The sequence below is a fragment of the Parasphingorhabdus halotolerans genome (assembly GCF_012516475.1).
Lineage (GTDB): Bacteria > Pseudomonadota > Alphaproteobacteria > Sphingomonadales > Sphingomonadaceae > Parasphingorhabdus > Parasphingorhabdus halotolerans.
This window is the reverse complement of the sequence record NZ_CP051217.1, coordinates 2,114,864-2,134,552: the sequence shown is the minus strand read 5'-3', so window position 1 is coordinate 2,134,552 and position 19,689 is coordinate 2,114,864. Positions and strand designations below refer to the sequence as shown.

The window sequence follows — 19,689 nt, the reverse complement described above, 5'->3', positions numbered from 1 at the left end:
ACTTAGCCTTCTGGGCCGAAAAATTGGCCAGTTGACTCAGGCTTCTTTTTGCTATCCGCCTTTTCGATTTCCGCCAAAACTGCTGCCGCCCGCCGATCCCGCGTCGCGTAATCACGCGCAGAAAGGCCGGCAATTGTATCTGTAAGATCCGGATTGGCACCCTGTTCCAGTAACACCCTGGTCAGCTCTGAATCGCGAAGCTGGACCGCGCGGATTAACGCCGTCTCGCCTTGATTATTTGCCTCATCAATCTTGGCTTTTTGGCTGAGTAATACCCGCACGCCTTCAATGAAGCGCAATTGGGTCGCCAGCATCAACGGCGTTGTTCCGGACTTATCGCGCACATCGGGATTGGCCCCTTTTTGTAACAAAAACCCAGTCCAAGTGGCATCCCGGCGGGCAACAACAATATGCAGTGCGGTTTCACCGGTCTTGAAATCTCTCGTATTCACGATCACGCTGCCGGGCTCGTTCAAAAATTTTGTGGCCTCTGTCCCATCCCGATCCTTCACAGCTTTCAAAAAATTATAACTCGCTGAAAACTGAGCCGAAGCAGGGGTCGGAGATAATATTGCCAGCGCCAAAAAGAACCCAGCGAACAAACGCGGGACCTTGAAAAGTTTGGCGCCAGATTTTGAAATATTGGAAATAGCACTAAACATAATTTTGCCCTGTTAAACCGTTTATGCACCGCTTGTCGCGCTACAAGTCATTATAGCCCCATTTGCAGGTTGAATTATTTAATGTAGCAGACCATGTCTGGCCGCATGATGAACAAACTTAAAACCGCCTGCTTCGGATTGCTTGCAGTCTTCTTAGTCGCGGGATTATCAGGCTGCAACCCATCGGACTCCGCTGATATCGCGGCGCAATCTGCCGAACCACCGCTGGCTGGCGCTAAAATCGGCGGCAGTTTCATTTTAACCAATCAGGATGGCGGAAAAACGGCAGATAGTGATTTTGATGGCCAATATCGTTTAATGTATTTTGGCTATACCTTTTGTCCGGATGTTTGTCCGGTTGATTTGCAGCGATTGATGCAGGGATTGCGGCTGGCCGAAACAGCAGACCCTGCTTTGGAGCAGAAAATTCAGCCGATCTTCGTTACCATTGACCCGGAGCGGGATCAGCCAGAACAAATCAAACAATATGTTGCAGCTTTCCATCCGCGATTGATGGGGTTAACCGGTACGGCGGAAGAAATCGCGGATGTCGCCAAAAAATATCTTATTCTTTATGAAAAGCGCCAGGAAGACGGTGCGAGTGAATACCTTATGGACCATAGCAGGCAGGCGTATCTTTTTGGTCCCGAGGGCGAACCGATTGCGCTGTTGCCTTATGATGGCACGCCACAGGAAATTGCCGACGAAATCAAGCGATGGGCGCAATAATGAATGGCGCCCCTTTTTGGGAAGCACCCCTTGAAACGCTGGACCGTGCGCAGTGGGAAGCCCTGTGCGATGGCTGTGGAAAATGTTGCTTGCTGAAGGCGGAAGATGAGGATGATGGTCAGATATATATGACCAACATTGCCTGCAAATTGCTGGATGTGCAAAGCGCGCAATGCAGCGATTATCGCCGTCGGCGTTATTATGTGCCGGACTGTGTTCGTCTGACGCGGACGAAACTGGAGCAGTTTGAATGGTTACCGGATAGCTGCGCCTATAAAGTGCGTGCGCGAAACGAGCCGCTGCCTCAGTGGCATTATCTGATATCAGGCAGCCGCCAGACAATTCATGAAGCCGGGGCGTCTATTCGCGGGAAAGTAATAACGGAGGTGGAAGCTGGGCCGCTTGAACAGCATATTCTCGACCGGCCCCTCTAAGGTTGGGCCGGCAAGCGATACGCTGGAAATCTTGCTTAATGGCGAGGTTTATCCGTTGCGTGTTCGCAAACTCGCCCAGTCGCGCTCTATTGCGGTCTCGGCTGATACTATAAAGCGCGAGGTTCGGCTGACTATGCCGAAATACGCTAACACCGTTCAGGCTATACGATTTGCGCAATCAAAATCAGATTGGCTTGCCGCGCAATTTGCCAGTGCGCTGCCCTTGATACCCATTAAGAACGGCGCTCAAATAGCTATGTTTGGCGAACCAATCATTGTCTGTTGGTCGCCCCAGTTTGCGCGCAGGCCCGTGATTGCGGGTGGCGAGATACAAGTGGGCGGCCCCGAGGCTAACATCCAGAACCGAATATTAAACTGGATGAAAGAACAGGCGAAAGAAACCTATGCCGCAGACCTCGCCTTTTATTGTGATCGCGCGGAAACGCCCTTGCCGCTGTTATCGGTTGGCGACGCGCGCCGGCGATGGGGGAGCTGCTCCGGCCGGAAAGCCATCCGGCTGAGTTGGCGCCTGATTATGGCTCCGGTGATGGTTCGTCGTTCGGTCGTTGCGCATGAAGTCGCTCATTTGACGCACATGAACCATAGCGCGACTTTTTACGGCCTGCTTGACAGTATTTTTGAGGGGAACCGGCGCGCGGCAGACCGCTGGCTGAAACAGCATGGCAGCGCGCTGCACCTTATTGGCCCAAAGGTGGTAAGCTAAGCTTATCGATCGAGCTTATTCGTCCAGCGGAGCGGCCGGACCAACAGCTGGCTCTGTTCTTGCAGGTCTTGTCGGCTTTGGTTTGTCCGCAGGTGGTACCGCAGGCTTTGCAGATGGCTTGGCCGGCGGTTTTTTCGCTGCCGGATTGTCGCTACGGCCAAGGACCGAATCTATCCATTCTTGATCCAATTGCTGAGGGTCGTTGGCTGCATCGCCGCCTTCAAGATCATATTCATAAGGTGGGCCAGATTCTATCGGCATACCGTTTTCATCAACAAAAAGGCCTTCCTCAGGCTCGCCAAACAGTGCTTCGTCATCCGGCTCAAGCTGCCATTCAGGGAGCACTAATTCGGTATCGAATTTCTCGATCTTCCGTTTGGCGACCGCCACTTTCATGAAGGCTGCAAACGCTGCTGCCGGGGCTCTTCCCCCCTGAAGGCCATTGACCGGTTTGGCATCATCGCGACCCATCCACACGCCGGTAGTAAGGCCACTGGAAAATCCCAGGAACCAGCCATCTTTGTTGCTGCTTGTCGTGCCTGTTTTACCTGCCACAGGTCGCCCGATCTGGGCAGCGCGTCCAGTACCCGCATTCACTGCCGTTTGCATCAGGTCAGTGATGCCCGCCGCAACCCATGGATCGACGAGCACACGGCTGCCGTCAAATTTGCTTTGATAGAGCAGTTTACCCTTCATCGTAGTCACTTTGGTAATCCCGAAAGGTGTCACCGCAACACCCTTTGCGTTTATCGAAGCGAAGGCGCGCGTCATATCGAGCAAGCGTACGTCGGATGTTCCCAGCACCATGGAGGGGTTTACGTTGATTGGCGTGGTAATGCCAAATCGCCGCGCCATATTGGCGATGGACGAGGTGCCGATATCATTGCCAATTGCTGCGGCAACGGTGTTTTTGGAATAGGCAAAAGCGTTACGCACAGACATGTCTCCGGCATAACTGCCGCCACTGTTTCGCGGCGTCCAACCGCCAATGGTAATCGGTTCGTCGGTCACTGTGTCGTCGGGTGAATAGCCTGCTTCGAGCGCCGCCATATAGACGAACACTTTCCATGCCGAGCCAGGTTGGCGTACGGCCTGGGTTGCCCGATTATAATTGGACGTGACATAATCGGTGCCGCCGACCATTGCGCGGACCGCTCCATCACGGTCTATTGCAATTAGCGCGCCTTGCGCTCCGGCTGGTGCTCCGGTTTGAATGGCATTGGTCGCCGCGCGCTGCATCCCCAGATCGAGGGTGGTCCATACTTCAATGGGTTCGACGGCTTCATCAATGATCAGATCAAGTTGCGGTAGCGCCCAATCAGTAAAATAACGCACACTGTTCTGCCTTGGTTCGGGTGCGAGTTTTACAGATTTTGGTTTCGTCGAGGCGGCCTGAGATGCTGTTATTGTGCCCGCATCCTGCATCACCCGCAATACAACGGTGGCGCGGTCGATTGCAGCCTGCGCATCTGCGGTGGGAGAATAGCGTGACGGCGCTTTTACCAGTCCGGCGATAATTGCCGCCTCGGCCAAATTCAAATCTCTGGCACTATGGGCAAAAAACCGGCGGGATGCTGCGTCAATGCCATAGGCCCCGCCGCCATAATAGACCTTGTTAAGATAGAGTTCCAATATTTGCTCTTTGGAAAATTTTCGCTCCATTGCCAAGGCAAGCAACATTTCACGGCCCTTTCGGCCAAAGGTCTTATTGTTGTTGAGGAAGATGTTGCGCGCCAGCTGCTGCGTAATCGTGGACGCGCCTTGCGAGAAGCGACCTTGCTCGAAACGGACTTTAACGATGCGCATCAAGCCTATGGGATCAACACCAAAATGGCTCTCAAACCGCCGGTCTTCCACCGAAACCATTGCGTCTTTCATTACTTGTGGAATATCGTCATAATCCAGCCATTCGCCATAGCTCGGGCCCATAGAAAATAGTTCTGTTCCGCTGACATCCAGCACCCGGATCATCTGGCCATTTGGCGAGGACTTGAGATCTTCGTAACCCGGTAATGACGATCTTACAACAAGCACAGCGACAGCAAGAGCTATGGTACCGAGAAAAGCCGCAATCAGCCCGGTTTTAAACAGCCGCCAGAACCACTTTTTAAATGTTCCTGGCTGTTTGCTTCTCTTTTTGCCCCGCGCCATATATTCCGTTCACCTGCCGCTAAAAATAGAATTTTCTAGCGTGAATTTGTCTTACTGCACGCTGAACGACAACGCCTAGCGCAAAGTTGAAAAATAACCGTTAACCATTTTTAGGATCAAATTCCAAAGCGGCGCTATTCATGCAATAGCGCAGGCCATTTTCCGCTGGCCCGTCTGGGAAAACATGCCCCAAATGCCCATCACAAGAGGCACAACGTACTTCAATGCGGCGCATGCCGTGACTCAAATCTTCGATTTCCTTGACCGCGTCTGTATCTGCCGTTTCGGTGAAACTCGGCCAGCCACAGCCACTTTCGAATTTTTTATCTGCATCGAATAATTTTGTGCCGCAGCCTGCGCAGAAAAATTCACCGTCGCGCTTCTCTGCATTTAACTCACCGGTGAAAGCCCGTTCGGTGCCAGCTTGCCGTAGCACATGATATTGCTCAGGGGTTAGTTTATCGCGCCATTCTTCGTCGCTCAAGATCACTTTTTGCATGATTACTAATTGGGGAAGGAACACGGTCAGGTCAAGTGATCCCAAACTCTGGGGACGGCGCGATACCAGAAATTGCGTCAGCATAGCGCCGCAATGAAATTTTAACCCCATTTTCAACTCTTGTTGGCAAGGTGCGCTGGAATGTTTCGTTTGATGAACATAATTTCCACTCTGTTGGCCTTCATGATGGCTTTTGCCGTCTGGACAGGCACGGCTTTGGCACAGTGCCGATTATGTGCGGAACCGGCTGGCAGCGATGCTTCGTCGGCGCAATCGGGTTCGACACCATCAGAAATGCCATTGCGCATCGAAATAACAGCTGATCTGGATTTTTCGCGCCTCGCTTTAATGAACCGCTCTGGCGGAGAGGTGAGTATCGATCCGTTGTCCGGCCAACGCCGGATCAGCGGCGGTATTACCGATTTGGGCGGAATGTCGCTACACGGCCAAGGCCGACTGGAAGGCGAGCCGGGGCGTTATGTCAGCGTCAATCTTCCCGACCGGATCACGCTGAGCGCGCCTAATGGATCAACTGCAGAGTTGGTGAAATTGGAGACAAATCTTCCTGTCCGAGCCAAACTTGATAGCAGGGGTCAATTGACCTTTTCTTTTGGAGGAAAACTGCAGGTTACAGGCAATGCTAATGGTCAATTCCGTGGCAGAATATCGATTACCGCTGACTACGAATAGGTAAGAATGCTACGACCTTATCGCGATCGCGCGGCCTTGCGTACTATTGTTAGCAATTCCTGCTCAACCAAAACGCCATTTGGCTGTCCGCTGCTCTTCAGTGCCACCTCCAGCGACAAAATCCGCTCGATTAGGCGCGCAATATTGCTCGCGGACCAGATACCCAGCTGCCGCGCAATATTATCCTTGTCCTTGAAGAACACGCTCCTCATCAGCGTATCCATCCTCGCGCCTTTGTCGGCCTTTGCGCGCAGATCAGCCAGCTTGTTCAAATGGCTGAGCATCAACCGGATCAAACCAATTTCGCTAAAGCCGATCATTTTTACCGTCGCTAGCTCAGCCGAAAGCTTTGCTGCTTCGCCGCTCAGCGCGGCATTATACAATAGGCCGAGATCCTCTTCGTCGTTTTCGGCGCCAAGCAGTGCAAGTATCCCGGCATCAACCTTTTGCGGTTGGTCCGGGCTAGCGTCGAGATAAAGCGTGATTTTCTCGATTTCGATTTTGGCGAGTACCATGTCATTGCTGGTCAGGCCAGCGATGGAAAGCGCGATATCGCGGGACATACTCAGACCTTCTGCGCGCGCCATGCCGGATATAGCCGCTGCGGCCTCGCCAATAGTCGTCTCATAGCAAGTTGCGATCACAGCATCAGGGGCTGCTGCCAGCCTTTTGGCCAAAGCGGTTTTGTCCGCCATGCCTGCCGCGACAATGAATACCGGATCACCTTTGGATTCACTGTCCAGCAGATTTTCGATCGCCGCTGCGGCGCGGATGGCCTCACCGCTGTTCAGTCGCAGCACGATATAGCGCTTGTCACCAAATAATGAGGCTGAATTGGCTTCGTCATTCAGGCGCGCAGGATTGTCGTTGAGATCGGATATCGAAAGGTCAACGCGCTCGGCCGTTTTTGCCATCGGAGCGACCAACTCATCCACCAGAGCCTGACAACGAGTGGCATTGGGCCCGCAAAGCAGTGCCAAACGGAACTTGTCCGGGTCGGAATGGAAGCGCCGGACAATTTCCTGGTCTTTTACCTTCATTGGGACCAGACTTTCATTGGGACCGGGCCTTCATTAAGTCCACGTCGTCATTGCGCAACGTCAGCGCCTTCCTGCTCCCGCGCGAACTGGGATAGCCTTGCTACGATCTGGCTGGCAACGCGGGTGGAGAGATTCTCAAGTGCTGTGTCTTCAGCAGCAACCGTTGCAAATTCGGAAGAGACCACATCAATGCCTGCGTCTGATCCTGCTGTCGCGTCCAGAACCACGGCGCTGTCGTTTAGGCGAACCAACTGGTAACGCGCGCGTAAAGTGCGCCGTTCCCGGGTGATCCGGTCATCGCTCCGCACACCAAAGCCGGCAATTTTGTCATCCAGTTCTATAATTAGGCGATATTTGGTTTCGCTGCCTTCAAACACGGCCAGTTGATCGCGCAGTGCATTGCGCATCAGCCAACCCGCCTTGCCTTGAATAGGTTCCACTTCGACATTGCCAAGCTGGGTCGCAACTACGCCGTTAGTTCCGCCCGAATATAGCGGCTGTAGCCCACAAGCGGCGAGCAGGGCTGATGTTCCCAGAACCAACAGCATGTTTGCACAGAGTTTCATCATATCACGATATTGACCAGCCGGTCGGGCACTACGATCACCTTCTTTATTTCTGCCCCATCTATCGCACGCTGCACTTTCTCTGACCCAAGCGCAAGGCCCTCAAGCACGGCTCTATCGGCGCCCTTCGCTGCGGTAAGCGTATCGCGCAGTTTGCCGCGGACTTGCACCGCGATGGTAACCTCATCCTCAACCAACAGGCTTTCATCAACATCTGGCCAAAGCGCATTGGCAATGAGCTCGGTTTCACCCAGCAACGCCCAGGCTTCTTCGGCGAGATGCGGCACCATTGGCGCGACGATCCGGGCAACTGATTTAATCGCGGTATTTCGGTCTTGCGAAGGCTTTGACTTCTCAATCAGGTTGACTAGTTCAAAAACTTTCGCAACGGCCTTGTTGAACGACAGCGCTTCAATATCTTCGGCGACACCGGCAATGGTTTGATGCAATTTGCGTTGGAGAGCTTTGTCCTCTGCGTTGGGAGCATCGGGATTATCTGCTACCGAAACAAACAGGCGCCATAATCGTTGGACAAAGCGCCAGCTGCCGTCGATGCCTGCCTCCGACCAGGGTAGATCACGCTCCGGCGGGCTGTCGGACAGCACGAAGAAGCGCACTGCGTCGGCTCCATATTGTTCGATAATCGGATCAGGATCGACGACGTTTTTCTTCGACTTCGACATTTTCTCGACGCGACCAGCGATTACAGGCGCCCCATTTTCCATGGCCACCCAATCGCTGCCGTCTTTGCGCACTTCATCGGGCGAAAGCCAACTGCCATCGCCGAGACTGTAGGTTTCATGCGTCACCATGCCCTGGGTAAACAGGCTCTCAAACGGCTCGGTAAAATCCAGCTGCCCGATATGCGCCAGCGCCCGTGTCCAGAACCGTGCATAGAGAAGGTGTAAAATCGCATGTTCTACGCCGCCAATATATTGTGTGACCGGCATCCATTGCTTGACCACTTCGGGATCAAAGGGCCGGTTATCCGGCTGGCTGGCAAAGCGCAGAAAATACCAGCTGGAATCGACAAACGTATCCAGCGTATCGGTTTCGCGCTGCGCCGCTTTGCCGCATTTCGGGCAATCGACATGTTTCCACGTGGCGTGACGCTCCAGCGGATTGCCCGGTGTTTCAAAATCAATATCCTCCGGCAGGACGACCGGGAGCTGATCCTTTGTTACCGGCACAGGGCCGCAGCCATCACAGTGGATGATCGGGATCGGCGTGCCCCAATAGCGTTGCCGTGACACGCCCCAGTCGCGCAGACGCCAAGTGGTTTGGGCTTTTCCCCATCCTTCGGCCTGGGCCTGATCAATGACGGATTTTTGGGCCGCATCAATATCCATACCATTGAGGGTCCGGCTGTTCACCAGTTTTCCGGAGCCGGTATAGGCTTCATTGCCGGTAAACTCCGCCGCAGTCTCTTCGCCGTCAGCGACAACGCGCCGGACCGGCAGGCCATATTTACGCGCAAAATCCAGATCGCGTTGATCATGAGCGGGCACGCCGAACACAGCGCCGGTGCCATATTCCATCAACACAAAATTGGCGATGTAGACCGGCAATTCCCAATCCGGATCAAGCGGATGGACGGCTTTCTGGCCAGTATCATAGCCCTTTTTCTCCATGGTCTCGAGCTCGGCTGCTGTCGTCCCGCTTTTTTTGCACTCTTCGTTAAACGCGGCGAGTTTGTCGTCACCCTCTGCCAGTTGCTGCGCCAGCGGATGATCGGCAGAAAGAGCCACAAAGCTCGCACCGAAAATGGTATCCGGGCGAGTGGAAAAGACTTCTACCGACTGAATTGCACCCTGTTTTTCAGCCAATTGAAAATGAAACTGCAGGCCTTGCGATTTACCGATCCAGTTTTCCTGCATCAGCCGCACTTTGTCCGGCCAAGCCTCCAAGTCTTCCAATCCTGTCAGCAACTCCTCGGCAAAATCGGTTATTTTCAAGAACCACTGGCTCAGTTTGCGCTTTTCCACCTGCGCGCCGCTGCGCCAGCCCTTGCCGTCAATAACCTGTTCGTTGGCCAGCACCGTCATATCGACAGGATCCCAGTTAACCGCCGATTCCTTGCGATAAACCAGTCCACCTTCAAACAGATCAATGAACAGGGCTTGCTCATGGCCGTAATAATCAGGCTCACACGTCGCTAGTTCGCGGCTCCAATCAAAAGCAAAGCCAAGGGTTTTCAGCTGACCGCGCATGGTGGCAATATTCTGGCGTGTCCAAGCGCCGGGATGAACTTTGTTTTCCATCGCCGCATTTTCCGCCGGCATGCCAAAAGCGTCCCAACCCATCGGGTGCAAGACTTCAAAGCCCTGCATCCGGCGGAACCGCGCCAGAACATCGCCCATTGTATAGTTGCGGACGTGGCCCATATGGATGCGACCCGAGGGATAGGGAAACATTTCCAGCACATAGCTGCGTGGCTTGGGGCTATTATCATCGGCCTCAAACACACGCGCATCTGCCCAGCGCTTTTGCCAGCGCTTATCGGCCGCCAGAGGATTGAATCGCTGATCGGTCATATGTGGCCTGACGTTTGAGAAGAAAGATTAGTTGGAAATGGCAGCACGGCGCAGATCGCGCGCTTTGGTCAATATGATCTGTTCCAGCTTTTGCGTCGTCGCGGCCTGCACCGGTGCATCCACCCAGGTACTACCGCTGCGCACTTGACGGGATGCCGCTACACGCAATGCGTCGGCACGCAGATCCTGATCGAGAATCGATACATTGAGCTTCATGCGTTCAGACGGATTTTGCGGATTAACATACCAGTCGGTCAGGATCACCCCGCCGTTGCTGTCGGTCTGGGTGAGCGGCATAAACGAAAGGCTATCGAGGGATGCACGCCACAAGTAGCTGTTCACACCGATAGTCGTAATTTGCGATGCAGCAAGATCAGCCTTTGGCCGGTCTTTTCCGCCGCTTGAGCAGGCAGAAAGCAGGGACAGGGCAGCCAATCCAATTATCGCGGGACGCATTATAAGGGCGTTTGATTTGAGGCGGGACATAGTGGCTCCTGTCTGGTCTTAATATTTGCAAATTCAGGTCCGATTGCAGGCCCGTTTGCGACAAAATCATGATATTAGCGCTCTCTATAATTGCTTTACCTGTAGGGGCAAGCAGAAGCGCAAAAATTGCTCTTGAAAACGCCCATGAAAAACAATGCGTGAACCCCAGTTGAATAGGCCATTGTCTTGACGGGGTGTCATAATCTCCCGTTCATCATCGCCATGATAAGGAACTTGATATTGGATATAAACCGTAACCCAAGTGCAACAGATTCTCGCTGGATGAGAAAAATCAGACAAAAACAGCATGTTGACTCGTGCATACCGTAATTATTTGGTATACAAAATCTCGTTAAGGGGAACTTTGGGACGTCATGAAAAAAAATGGCAACAATTTGGGGTGGTTAGCAGCGGGACTCGCGCTATCCGGTCTTGCCATGACGCCAGCCCTTTCGCAGGCTATTGCAAACAATATCGACCGCGTATCGCTTCGTTCACTGGGATCGATCGGATCATTTACCGTAACAGGTGCTTCTCCAGAGCTGGCAGCTAAATTTAATTCAAAGCCCTTGCTCGGAAACGCGAAATTCAAATTTACCCCGGCGGGTGGCTCCACGACGGGCGACCGTGCCGTCACCGTGGTCGTCCGGCAGAATAGTTCGCTAAACGCTGTATCGATCAGAGAAAATGTTATTGCTGCTGCGCCTGGCGCTGGCAATTTGGTGCCAACAAAAATTGCTCCCGTCTCTTATAGTCTCGGCGCTGCAAAAGGCCTGAAGAGCTTTGCCATTCCGGTCAAGAAATTGGGCAATAATTTGCCAGATCTGTCTGAAATCGATGTCGGTCGTGGAATATTGGATAAACAAGAAACCAGCAAGAGAAGCCGCTTCAACACGAGCTTCTCTATCGATGCCAAAGCTCCTGTTGAAGCAGCGCCGCGCGCTTTGAAAGCCAGTGAAAAAGATTATACTCTGGATATGGGCGGCAGCTATTCCGTGACCCGCAATCTGGACGTAACTGCGGGTGTTCGCCTCAATAACGAACGTGATCGGATGGCGCCGCTGACCGATTCGCGGCAAGACAGTCAAGCTGTCTATGTTGGAACAAAATTCCGCTTTTGATTTCTGGTTGAATTCGGTTCTTTGCGGTTCAAGATAATTCAGACTAGCGCAACCCGTCAATTGCAGCCCAGCCATGTGTATCAAGATCGGCATAGTGGCGGAATCTGTCTCGATCCATCCCGCCAAGCAAGACCACTGGTTTATCGCAAAACCCTATCAAATGTCGCAACTGAAGTCTATTTAGCGAGGGTTTGCCTAGATGAGAGCGGGTTTTGGCAACGGGCGAAAGTAAAATTATATCTGCCCCACTTCTTTTTGCGGCATTGATTTCCCTCATATTATGTACCGGAGCACTGCATAATAGACCATTTTTGAGACTGCGGTTATGATCACGGCTATGCACGCCGTCGGCGTTCCAAGCGCGCGCTAGTTGGGGAGCTCCAGCAAGGAAAATAAGATGGCCGTATGTTTTCGCGATCGCCTGGACAGATAAAAATCTGGCTTTGCGGGGAGATGCATCGAGATGATAGTGTCTGAATATTATACCGCTGCCGCGCGGTAATCTTTTGATCACATCTTCCAGATCGCTATCGTTGCGCGCATCGGTCATCAACCATACGCGCGGCAAAATCGTTTTTCGGCGGGGGTGGTGGAAAGCCATCCGCTCTCATATAGCGGCAACCACTGCAATTGAGAACCAAATGGCAAACATATGACCTCACAGCTTGAAACGACCATGCATAAAATTTGGGAAAACGCCAAGAGAGCCGGCCGGAAGCCCGATGATATTGCATTGATTGCGATATCCAAAACACGCAGCGTCGAAGAAATCAAACCCCTGCTGGAATCTGGACATCGCTTATTTGGCGAGAACCGTGTGCAGGAAGCGGTCGAAAAATGGACAGAATTGCGGGAAGCATATCCTGATGTGAAAGTGCACCTGGTCGGTCAATTGCAATCAAATAAGGCGGAAGATGCGGTAGCATTGTTTGATGCCATCCATTCGCTAGATCGCATGTCACTGGTCAAGGCGCTCGCCAAAGCCATGCATAAGCTGGAGCGCAAAGTGCCGTGTTTTATTCAGGTGAATATTGGCGAAGAGCCGCAGAAAGGCGGTTGCGACATTGGCGCATTACCTGATCTGGTTGCTGCAGCGGAAGATGCGGGAATTGCTGTGGAAGGCCTTATGTGCATACCGCCGTCGGGTGTAAATGCGGCGCCCTATTTCGCTCTGCTGGCTCTGCTGGCGCGGGAGCATGGGCTAGACAATCTGAGCATGGGCATGTCAGGGGATTTTGAAACCGCTATTATGGCCGGCGCGACCCACATCCGCGTTGGAACCGCCTTGTTCGGCCAACGATAACGCGAAGATTAAGGCTTACACACCATTTTTCTCAGCGTCTTTCGCCGCGCGATCTGCCTTGCGTTCCTCTGGCGTATCCGGCGCGACAAAACTGATCACAACGTCGCCATTCTCAATCACTGGCTTGGCATCTGTCGCAAAAAATAGCAGTCGCCTGTCTTTCTTGAGCACGGCTAGCGGTTCTTCTCCCGCCGCCAGATTTCGGCGATATTCTTCACCTGAAAATATTTCGGTAATATTGGTTTTGCTGAAGCGCCACCCGTCCCGTTCCTTGTCCAGCAGTGACGTATAATCCGCACCAGATTCAAACAACAGCCTGCCATGTCCAACTTTGCTTTTGCTGCGGGAATCATTGGACAGCCGGCTGATTTGGTCGAAACCCATTTCCGGACCCAAATCGGCGGTAATTAGCTGATTGTGGCTATCATTTTCAGTTCCTGCAATGAGGTGCTGATATTCGCCCAAATCGATATTATCATTGTGCGCTTCATCAAGTATATCGCCATGATGGATGGTGAGATTCTCGCTGCGCGCTCGGCGCAGAGCGAATTTGCTAGTGTCCGCAATGGTAACCGGGATTTCAAGCGTTTGAAGCGCTTTCCCAAGCGCGACAGACCAGCGATTCGCCCCGACTATTATGACGCCTTCACCCTTGCCTTCATTGATCCCCAATCTTTCGGCGACCCACGCTGCGGAAAATCCATGGGCAAAGATGGTTGCGATGACCACTGCGAAGCTCAACGGGACCAAGGCCTCTGCGCCGGGGAATCCGTGATCCACCAACCGCAACGCAAACAGACCGGTAATGGCGACAGCAACGATGCCGCGAGGCGCTATCCATGCTATAAACAATCGCTCACGCCAAGGTACGGAACTAAACAACAAAGCGACCAGTACCGAAATCGGTCGTACAACGAATAGCAGGAGCAGCAGAAAGATTACAAACTGTGGTCGGAATTGTTGCACTGTTTCCCAATCCAATGTGGCGGAAAGAATGATAAAAACACCGGAAATCAGAAGGACAGCGAGATCTTCCTTAAACCGGTGGAGTGCTTGGCTGGAGTAGATCTGGCGGTTAGCCAGCACCACGCCCATCACCGTTACGGTGATCAGGCCGGTTTCATGTTTCACCAGATCGGCGATTACAAATCCGGCGATAACCGTCACCAGCAGAAACGGTGCTTTTAGATATTCAGGCACATGTCCGCGCGGAAAAAGCCAGGTAATGGCAAACCCTAAAGCGGCGCCCAGGGCCGCTGCGACAAAACTCGCGGCGAGTACATCCATGCTTATCACTGCGATATTGGCGTTGGGGCCTTCATAGGTGATATAAGCATAAATGCCGACTGCGAGCAGCGCACCGATCGGATCATTTACAATGCCTTCCCACTTCAAAATATTGCGCACACGGGCAGGAACCCGTAACGTCCGGAGCATCGGGCCGATCACCGTAGGTCCGGTTACGATCATGATCCCGCCAAGCAGCGCCGAAATTTCCCAGGATAATCCAGCACCAAAGTGCGCTGCTGCCGTCCCCAATACCCAGGCGATAGGACCGGCAATGATTACCATCATCGTCACTGCGCCGCCTGCTTGCCTGAGTTCGCGGAAATTAAGGCTAAGGCCGCCCTCAAATAATATAACCGCAACAGCGAGTTTGATAATCGGTTCCTGCAGCGCGCCGAAATCACGTTCGGGATCTATAATGCCTAAAACCGGGCCTGCTAATATGCCGACAATAAGCATAAGAGCGATGGCCGGTCTGCCTGTGCGCCATGCGACCCATTGTGCGCCAATGCCAAGCAGGCCAATCAACGCAATTTTCACCATCAACGAATCAATTATTAGCATTGCCGCTCCATGCAAGTTTTCAGGCTTTTATGCAAAACTATACGCTGCTCAAAATGACTTAGGCCCGCGCAGCTGTGCGCGGTTCCGGAAAATCAAATTGAGTCTGCCCGGCATTGACGACAGAGCGCGATGAAAAGCCGAGCGGAAAGTGCAGGGCCAGCTTGTCCAAACCAATAATCGCGTCTGCCGGGCCGCCGACAACGCTCTCAATTGCCTGATCGTCGGCTGACATGCCTCCGGTGAGCGCGCCGAATGCGGGCATGATTAGATGCATTTTGCCCATCACAAAGCAGCATCTGGAAAGATTCCGCCCACGCACTTGAACCCGGTATTTGGGGTGATAGTGGCCAGAAATTTCTGGCATTTTAGGATTTTTCGTCGCTTCGTGCCGCAAAACCAATCCGCCATCAGTCCATTCGCGCATCACTCGGCCTCCCCAAAGACCACTGACATCCCGATCGTGATTACCGCTAATCCAGATCCACTCGATTTCTCGGGTCAATTTCTTGAGTAGAGACGACGCTTTGCTCTCTAGGCGCTTTTCGCCGCCGTCATCATGATAATTATCGCCCAGGCAAAATACCTTTTGCGCCCCGGTTTTTGTGATGAGGTCGGAGAGTGCATCCAGAGTTGCCTGACTATCATAGGGCGGCAACATCTGCCCCTGGCGCGCAAAAAAGCTGGCTTTTTCCAGATGAAGATCGGCGACTAGCAGCGCTCGTTGGGCGGGCCAGAACAACGCTGCCGGAGCAACAACATCAAATTCATGACCGGCGAACGAAAGGGGAACCATGACGATGCTATGCTATGTTCGCGGAGCTTGTGCAAGGGCCGAGCCGCAGGGGGTTGGAAATTTGGCAGCGGAGGGACTATATGCGCCGGTATGAGTAACTCCCAATCGTCCTGTAAAGTCGCGGCTTTATACCATTTCGCTATTGTTGTTGATCCGGCAGCGATTCGCCGGGATATTTTGGAGCAATGCGAGAAGCACGGTCTCAAAGGCACGATATTGTTAGCGCCCGAGGGTATCAACGGTACGATCGCGGGTTCACCCAGCGGAATCGATGCTACCATTTCCTATTTGCAATCGTTACCGCAATTCGCCGGACTGGAAGTAAAATATTCCAGCGCTAGCGAAATGCCGTTTCTGCGGATGAAGGTTCGTCTGAAAAAGGAAATTGTCACCATGGGTGTTGACGGCATTGATCCTGCTCGCGCTAAGGGCAAATATGTCGATCCGCTCGATTGGAATGCGCTGACGGCCGATCCCGACACCGTAATTATTGATACGCGCAATACCTATGAAGTGGCGATTGGTAGCTTTGAGGGTGCGATTAATCCGCAGACCGAAAGCTTCCGAGACTTTCCGGCCTGGTTTGATGCTTTTGCAAAAGAACTGCAGGAAAAATCAGATAAACAACTAAAAATTGCGATGTTTTGCACCGGTGGTATAAGGTGTGAAAAGGCGACCGCTTATGTGAAATCGCTGGGTTTTGACGATGTACACCATTTGAAGGGAGGAATTCTCAAATATCTCGAGAATGTTCCAGAAGAACAGAGTCGGTGGAACGGTAATTGTTTCCTTTTTGATCAGCGGGTTGCTGTGGGGCATGGCCTGAAAGAAAGTGACTACGACCAATGTCATGCCTGCCGGATGCCACTTAATGTTGAAGAGCGCGCATCGGAGCAATATATCCCCGGCGAGGCTTGCCCGCATTGTTACGCCGAGCGCTCCGATGAACAGCGGGCACGCTATCGCGAGCGGCAGCGGCAAGTGGAAAAAGCCGCAAAAGAAGGCCGCCAGCATCTCGGCACAACATGAGCAAAATGCCCGTTCTGTATAGCTTCCGGCGTTGTCCTTACGCGATGCGGGCGCGGATGGCTTTGCTGGTGAGCCAGACACCGGTGAAGCTACGCGAAGTGATATTGCGCGACAAACCTGTGGAAATGATTGATGCCTCCCCCAAAGCGACTGTACCAGTTCTCGTACTTGATGATGGCCAGGTTATCGATGAAAGTTTGAATATCATGCATTGGGCGTTGGGTCGCAACGATCCCCGAAACTGGCTGGAAGCGAAAGAATTGGTAACTGCCATTGTCGCAGAGGCGGATACCGATTTTAAGGAAAATCTCGACCGCTACAAATATCCAACCCGTTATGATGGGGTTGATCCTTTGGAGTATAGAGCCAAAGGCTTGTTATTCTTACAAAAACTGGATGGTTTGATCGCAGGTCAAGGGCAAATATGCGGTTCAAGACCAGGATTTGCGGACCATGCAGTTTTTCCGTTCGTCCGACAATTTGCCAATTATGACCGCATCTGGTTTGACGCCCAATCGCTGCCCGCCTTACACATTTGGCTTCAGGGCCACTTAAGTTCGGATATTTTTGGCAAATCCATGCAAAAATATCAGCAGTGGAAGACCGGCGACGAGGAACCAGTATTGGGTGCCTGAGTCTTGGGGGCTTGCCGTGAATTGCAACATACAGGAGTCCTAAAAATGAAAATCTATTCGAAAAAAGCACCGCTGATTACAATATTCGGCCTGTCGATTGTTTCCTTCAGCCTATCAGCCTGCGCCGAACCTGTTGAGGCACCGGTCCAGGATGAATCGGCTCAGGATGAAATGCTGCAGGAAGAATCCGTACCGGAGGCGTCGATGGCAGACGGGGTTGTTGACGGCGGCGCGACAGACGATGCCATGCCCGGGGATATCCCGGAAGAACAAAACGCTGAAGACCCCTTGGCGATATCAGTTCTGATGCGGCCGATGACGCAGCGACGGCGACGGAAGGCGCAATCAAGAAAGAATAGCCCTAAACGTGATGCCTTGCGCTTAAAACCGACCTTTTTTGGCGCCGATTCCTTCGAAACGCATTGCTTCTTTGGGCAAAACCAAGTGGACACGGCGCTTTTCGAAATCAATCGCGACCTTGTCAAATTTGCGCAAGGTATCCATTCCCAACAAAATCGCAGGTTTGCGTTCGAGATTTAGCTGCTTGAACGGTGGCGCATCCGCAAATGCCACCAGCATATTTGCAAAGCCCGCGCGATCCATTCGAAAATCCCGGACCAAGCCCATATCAACACCAAGAGTTTCTCCCGTAACAGCGATCAGCGAGGATTGATCGCCGTCTCTAGCCTGCCGTCGCAGTTTTCTTTGGAGCGCGAAATTCCCGATAGTCACTTCGCCGCCGGTATCAATCACGACATCGACAGGGATCCCAGAGACTGTCGCTTTCGTGAATATCAATTGGCCGGAGCGGCGTTTGCCAGTGACTATGATTTCACGGTAACCCCGCGTGGAACTGGCTGCGTCGGCATTTTCTACGCTGAGTTCCTTATTGAGGAAATCGAACAACACCCTGCGATTTTGGAGGCTATCGAGACCCAATATGCCGTCTGCGCCGATATGGCGGCCTTTGAGTACCGGGGCAATCAGGCTGCCGTAGCTTTTTCTGCCCATCGTCAGTTCTGGCACATAGACCATATCAACCATCGAACGTCCCGCAATGCTGATCAGTTCGGCCTGTTCTTCCGCTTCCAGCCCAAGCCGCTCGGCGATCATCTCAGACACGACAGTCCGTTCCGCGCCGGTATCAATAACGAAGGAAAACGGTCCCCGGCCTTCGATACTGACCGGGACGGTCATCCGTCTGACCCGGTCCTCATCAATCGTGACCGTGTCGCTGTCCGAATCTGTCAGGCTGCCTGGAGCTATGGATTGCCCCATCGGCACCGGATAAGCGAAGGAGAGCGAGGAAGCTAGCAAAGCGGGGGCGAAAATTGCTGATATACTTGGCATAAATTCTCCCGAAAAATTTTCGATACCAGTATATCACCAAATCGTGATATCTCCCAATCTGATAGCGACAGACGTTAGTAATGGTTCGACCAAAGACTTCTTACGCACCATCAGGAAGCAAAAAATAGATTTTCCGGTTAGCAAAATCTATCGCGACGCGGTCAAAGTTGCGTAGCGCATTCATGCCGAGAAACATTGCTGGTTTTTTGTCGAGCTTGAGCGCCCTAAACGGCGCAATATCGGCAAATGCGATTGGAATGACACCGAAACGCGCTCTCCCGATAAGCAGTTCTGCCGCTAAGCCATAATCGGCCGGAAACGATTTTCCGGTTACATCAACGAGATTTGTCTGCTCGAGCGAGGAAGATCGCATTCGCAGTCGCCGCTGCAGAGCCTTATTGCCAATGGAAATCTCTCCGCCGGTATCGATAATCACACTGACTTTGATGCCTCCGATGGTCGCTTCGGTGAAAATCAACTGACCCGAGCGCCTCTTTGCGGTGACGACAATCTCTCGCCGGGAACGGCTTGTCAGTTTTTCCTTTGTATCCTCGACCGCAATTTTGCGACCAACAAAATCGAATAATATGCGCTGACCTTGCAAACTGTCGAGGCCGAGCACTCCATCTGCGCCAATGTTGCTCGCCCGAAACGTCGGTGAAATAAGGCCGCCATAGGATTTTGTACCCAAAGTAAGCTGCGGCACATAAACGGTTTTTACGGTCGTGCTACCAGACAATGCGATTATGTTGACCTGGTCCTCGATCTCAAGCTCCAGACTGCCTGCAATTTCCGTCGACAATATTGTCCGCTGCGAAGCGGTATCGATAATGAACTCGAACGGCCCCATACCCTCGATATTCACCGGCACGGTCATCCGTTCCAGCCTGTCTTCGGCAATATCAATTTGCTCGGCGTCGGGTCTGATAAATCCCCCGGGTAGAGAGTCCGCTAAAATCGCTTCGGGCGCAATCTCTTCAGGCATCGCGGTAGATGCCGGTATCGCTTGTGCGGCAAGAATTGGACCTAAAAGGGAATTGAAAAGCGACATATAATAGGGTTACGCTAATTAGACGGCCGCAGCAATTACCT

The 19,689-nt window shown here is 52.6% G+C and carries 20 protein-coding genes; 8 read left to right on the top strand and 12 right to left on the bottom strand.

Features of this window, described 5'->3' with window-relative positions:
* Positions 1–2: 2 nt before the first annotated feature.
* The gene (locus HF685_RS10505) at positions 3–458 is read right to left on the bottom strand and encodes an ankyrin repeat domain-containing protein (RefSeq protein ID WP_425500157.1); all 456 of its coding nucleotides are present in this window, start codon (positions 456–458) and stop codon (positions 3–5) included.
* Positions 459–770: 312 nt separating this feature from the next.
* On the opposite strand from HF685_RS10505, the gene HF685_RS10500 reads away from it, so the two are divergent.
* Genes HF685_RS10500 through HF685_RS10490 form a run of 3 tightly spaced genes read left to right on the top strand, consistent with a single transcriptional unit; the run spans position 771 to position 2,549 of the window.
* Positions 771–1,391, top strand: coding sequence for an SCO family protein (locus tag HF685_RS10500; RefSeq protein ID WP_168821478.1), 621 nt, complete (start codon positions 771–773; stop codon positions 1,389–1,391).
* Positions 1,391–1,825 (top strand): YcgN family cysteine cluster protein, encoded by a 435-nt coding sequence (locus HF685_RS10495; RefSeq protein ID WP_168819835.1) that lies wholly within the window; start codon positions 1,391–1,393, stop codon positions 1,823–1,825. The genes HF685_RS10500 and HF685_RS10495 overlap by 1 nt, the downstream gene beginning before the upstream one ends.
* The gene (locus tag HF685_RS10490; RefSeq protein ID WP_168819834.1) at positions 1,794–2,549 is read left to right on the top strand and encodes a M48 family metallopeptidase; all 756 of its coding nucleotides are present in this window, start codon (positions 1,794–1,796) and stop codon (positions 2,547–2,549) included. The genes HF685_RS10495 and HF685_RS10490 overlap by 32 nt, the downstream gene beginning before the upstream one ends.
* Positions 2,550–2,564: 15 nt before the next feature.
* On the opposite strand, the gene HF685_RS10485 is transcribed toward HF685_RS10490, so the two are convergent.
* Together HF685_RS10485 and msrB are read right to left on the bottom strand one after the other, a co-directional pair.
* Positions 2,565–4,700, bottom strand: a complete 2,136-nt coding sequence (locus HF685_RS10485) for a transglycosylase domain-containing protein (RefSeq protein WP_168819833.1) — start codon at positions 4,698–4,700, stop codon at positions 2,565–2,567.
* Positions 4,701–4,800: 100 nt separating this feature from the next.
* Complete coding sequence (gene msrB / locus HF685_RS10480; RefSeq protein WP_168821477.1) at positions 4,801–5,199, bottom strand: peptide-methionine (R)-S-oxide reductase MsrB; 399 nt, start codon at positions 5,197–5,199, stop codon at positions 4,801–4,803.
* A 153-nt stretch (positions 5,200–5,352) separates the two neighbouring features.
* On the opposite strand from msrB, the gene HF685_RS10475 reads away from it, so the two are divergent.
* On the top strand, positions 5,353–5,889 hold the full coding sequence (locus HF685_RS10475) for a DUF4402 domain-containing protein (RefSeq protein ID WP_211051121.1): 537 nt from the start codon (positions 5,353–5,355) through the stop codon (positions 5,887–5,889).
* A 17-nt stretch (positions 5,890–5,906) separates the two neighbouring features.
* Here the strand turns inward: HF685_RS10475 and holA are convergent, their stop codons facing one another.
* Genes holA through HF685_RS10455 form a run of 4 tightly spaced genes read right to left on the bottom strand, consistent with a single transcriptional unit; the run spans position 5,907 to position 10,515 of the window.
* Entirely contained in the window at positions 5,907–6,929 is a 1,023-nt protein-coding gene (gene holA / locus HF685_RS10470) for a DNA polymerase III subunit delta (RefSeq protein WP_168819829.1), read from the bottom strand.
* 47 nt (positions 6,930–6,976) lie between these two features.
* Positions 6,977–7,498: an LPS assembly lipoprotein LptE gene (gene lptE, locus HF685_RS10465; RefSeq protein WP_168819828.1), complete on the bottom strand. Its 522-nt coding sequence runs from the start codon at positions 7,496–7,498 to the stop codon at positions 6,977–6,979.
* Complete coding sequence (gene leuS, locus HF685_RS10460; RefSeq protein ID WP_168819826.1) at positions 7,495–10,029, bottom strand: leucine--tRNA ligase; 2,535 nt, start codon at positions 10,027–10,029, stop codon at positions 7,495–7,497. The genes lptE and leuS overlap by 4 nt, the downstream gene beginning before the upstream one ends.
* 27 nt (positions 10,030–10,056) lie before the next feature.
* A complete protein-coding gene (locus HF685_RS10455) occupies positions 10,057–10,515 on the bottom strand; it encodes a DUF3576 domain-containing protein (protein ID WP_168819824.1) in 459 nt (152 codons plus the stop codon).
* 374 nt (positions 10,516–10,889) lie between these two features.
* Here HF685_RS10455 and HF685_RS10450 point away from each other — a divergent pair, with 374 nt between their 5' ends.
* On the top strand, positions 10,890–11,636 hold the full coding sequence (locus HF685_RS10450) for a hypothetical protein (RefSeq protein ID WP_168819822.1): 747 nt from the start codon (positions 10,890–10,892) through the stop codon (positions 11,634–11,636).
* A 43-nt stretch (positions 11,637–11,679) separates the two neighbouring features.
* On the opposite strand, the gene HF685_RS10445 is transcribed toward HF685_RS10450, so the two are convergent.
* Entirely contained in the window at positions 11,680–12,186 is a 507-nt protein-coding gene (locus tag HF685_RS10445; RefSeq protein WP_246218828.1) for a thiamine phosphate synthase, read from the bottom strand.
* Between the two features lie 102 nt (positions 12,187–12,288).
* Here HF685_RS10445 and HF685_RS10440 point away from each other — a divergent pair, with 102 nt between their 5' ends.
* A complete protein-coding gene (locus HF685_RS10440; RefSeq protein ID WP_168819818.1) occupies positions 12,289–12,939 on the top strand; it encodes a YggS family pyridoxal phosphate-dependent enzyme in 651 nt (216 codons plus the stop codon).
* 15 nt (positions 12,940–12,954) lie between these two features.
* On the opposite strand, the gene HF685_RS10435 is transcribed toward HF685_RS10440, so the two are convergent.
* Positions 12,955–14,790: a cation:proton antiporter gene (locus tag HF685_RS10435; RefSeq protein ID WP_211051118.1), complete on the bottom strand. Its 1,836-nt coding sequence runs from the start codon at positions 14,788–14,790 to the stop codon at positions 12,955–12,957.
* 58 nt (positions 14,791–14,848) lie between these two features.
* Positions 14,849–15,583: a ligase-associated DNA damage response endonuclease PdeM gene (gene pdeM / locus HF685_RS10430; RefSeq protein ID WP_168819816.1), complete on the bottom strand. Its 735-nt coding sequence runs from the start codon at positions 15,581–15,583 to the stop codon at positions 14,849–14,851.
* A 90-nt stretch (positions 15,584–15,673) separates the two neighbouring features.
* Here pdeM and trhO point away from each other — a divergent pair, with 90 nt between their 5' ends.
* Positions 15,674–16,612, top strand: a complete 939-nt coding sequence (gene trhO / locus HF685_RS10425) for an oxygen-dependent tRNA uridine(34) hydroxylase TrhO (protein WP_168819814.1) — start codon at positions 15,674–15,676, stop codon at positions 16,610–16,612.
* Positions 16,609–17,247, top strand: coding sequence for a glutathione S-transferase (locus HF685_RS10420; protein WP_168819812.1), 639 nt, complete (start codon positions 16,609–16,611; stop codon positions 17,245–17,247). Before trhO ends, HF685_RS10420 begins: the two co-directional genes overlap by 4 nt.
* A gap of 381 nt (positions 17,248–17,628) precedes the next feature.
* Here HF685_RS10420 and HF685_RS10415 read toward each other — a convergent pair whose 3' ends face one another.
* Together HF685_RS10415 and HF685_RS10410 are read right to left on the bottom strand one after the other, a co-directional pair.
* Positions 17,629–18,597 (bottom strand): aspartyl protease family protein, encoded by a 969-nt coding sequence (locus HF685_RS10415; protein ID WP_168819810.1) that lies wholly within the window; start codon positions 18,595–18,597, stop codon positions 17,629–17,631.
* Positions 18,598–18,697: 100 nt separating this feature from the next.
* Complete coding sequence (locus HF685_RS10410) at positions 18,698–19,648, bottom strand: retroviral-like aspartic protease family protein (RefSeq protein ID WP_211051115.1); 951 nt, start codon at positions 19,646–19,648, stop codon at positions 18,698–18,700.
* Positions 19,649–19,689: the final 41 nt, after the last annotated feature.

What these genes read in the sequence shown, in the direction of transcription:
- HF685_RS10500 (WP_168821478.1), top strand. Translation starts at nt 771, where the DNA reads ATGAACAAACTTAAAACCGCCTGCTTCGGATTGCTTGCAGTCTTCTTA.
- HF685_RS10495 (WP_168819835.1), top strand. Translation starts at nt 1,391, where the DNA reads ATGAATGGCGCCCCTTTTTGGGAAGCACCCCTTGAAACGCTGGACCGT.
- HF685_RS10485 (WP_168819833.1), bottom strand. Translation starts at nt 4,700, where the DNA reads ATGGCGCGGGGCAAAAAGAGAAGCAAACAGCCAGGAACATTTAAAAAG.
- msrB (WP_168821477.1), bottom strand. Translation starts at nt 5,199, where the DNA reads ATGCAAAAAGTGATCTTGAGCGACGAAGAATGGCGCGATAAACTAACC.
- HF685_RS10475 (WP_211051121.1), top strand. Translation starts at nt 5,353, where the DNA reads ATGAACATAATTTCCACTCTGTTGGCCTTCATGATGGCTTTTGCCGTC.
- holA (WP_168819829.1), bottom strand. Translation starts at nt 6,929, where the DNA reads ATGAAGGTAAAAGACCAGGAAATTGTCCGGCGCTTCCATTCCGACCCG.
- lptE (WP_168819828.1), bottom strand. Translation starts at nt 7,498, where the DNA reads ATGATGAAACTCTGTGCAAACATGCTGTTGGTTCTGGGAACATCAGCC.
- leuS (WP_168819826.1), bottom strand. Translation starts at nt 10,029, where the DNA reads ATGACCGATCAGCGATTCAATCCTCTGGCGGCCGATAAGCGCTGGCAA.
- HF685_RS10455 (WP_168819824.1), bottom strand. Translation starts at nt 10,515, where the DNA reads ATGTCCCGCCTCAAATCAAACGCCCTTATAATGCGTCCCGCGATAATT.
- HF685_RS10450 (WP_168819822.1), top strand. Translation starts at nt 10,890, where the DNA reads ATGAAAAAAAATGGCAACAATTTGGGGTGGTTAGCAGCGGGACTCGCG.
- HF685_RS10445 (WP_246218828.1), bottom strand. Translation starts at nt 12,186, where the DNA reads ATGACCGATGCGCGCAACGATAGCGATCTGGAAGATGTGATCAAAAGA.
- HF685_RS10440 (WP_168819818.1), top strand. Translation starts at nt 12,289, where the DNA reads ATGACCTCACAGCTTGAAACGACCATGCATAAAATTTGGGAAAACGCC.
- HF685_RS10435 (WP_211051118.1), bottom strand. Translation starts at nt 14,790, where the DNA reads ATGCTAATAATTGATTCGTTGATGGTGAAAATTGCGTTGATTGGCCTG.
- pdeM (WP_168819816.1), bottom strand. Translation starts at nt 15,583, where the DNA reads ATGGTTCCCCTTTCGTTCGCCGGTCATGAATTTGATGTTGTTGCTCCG.
- trhO (WP_168819814.1), top strand. Translation starts at nt 15,674, where the DNA reads ATGAGTAACTCCCAATCGTCCTGTAAAGTCGCGGCTTTATACCATTTC.
- HF685_RS10420 (WP_168819812.1), top strand. Translation starts at nt 16,609, where the DNA reads ATGAGCAAAATGCCCGTTCTGTATAGCTTCCGGCGTTGTCCTTACGCG.
- HF685_RS10415 (WP_168819810.1), bottom strand. Translation starts at nt 18,597, where the DNA reads ATGCCAAGTATATCAGCAATTTTCGCCCCCGCTTTGCTAGCTTCCTCG.
- HF685_RS10410 (WP_211051115.1), bottom strand. Translation starts at nt 19,648, where the DNA reads ATGTCGCTTTTCAATTCCCTTTTAGGTCCAATTCTTGCCGCACAAGCG.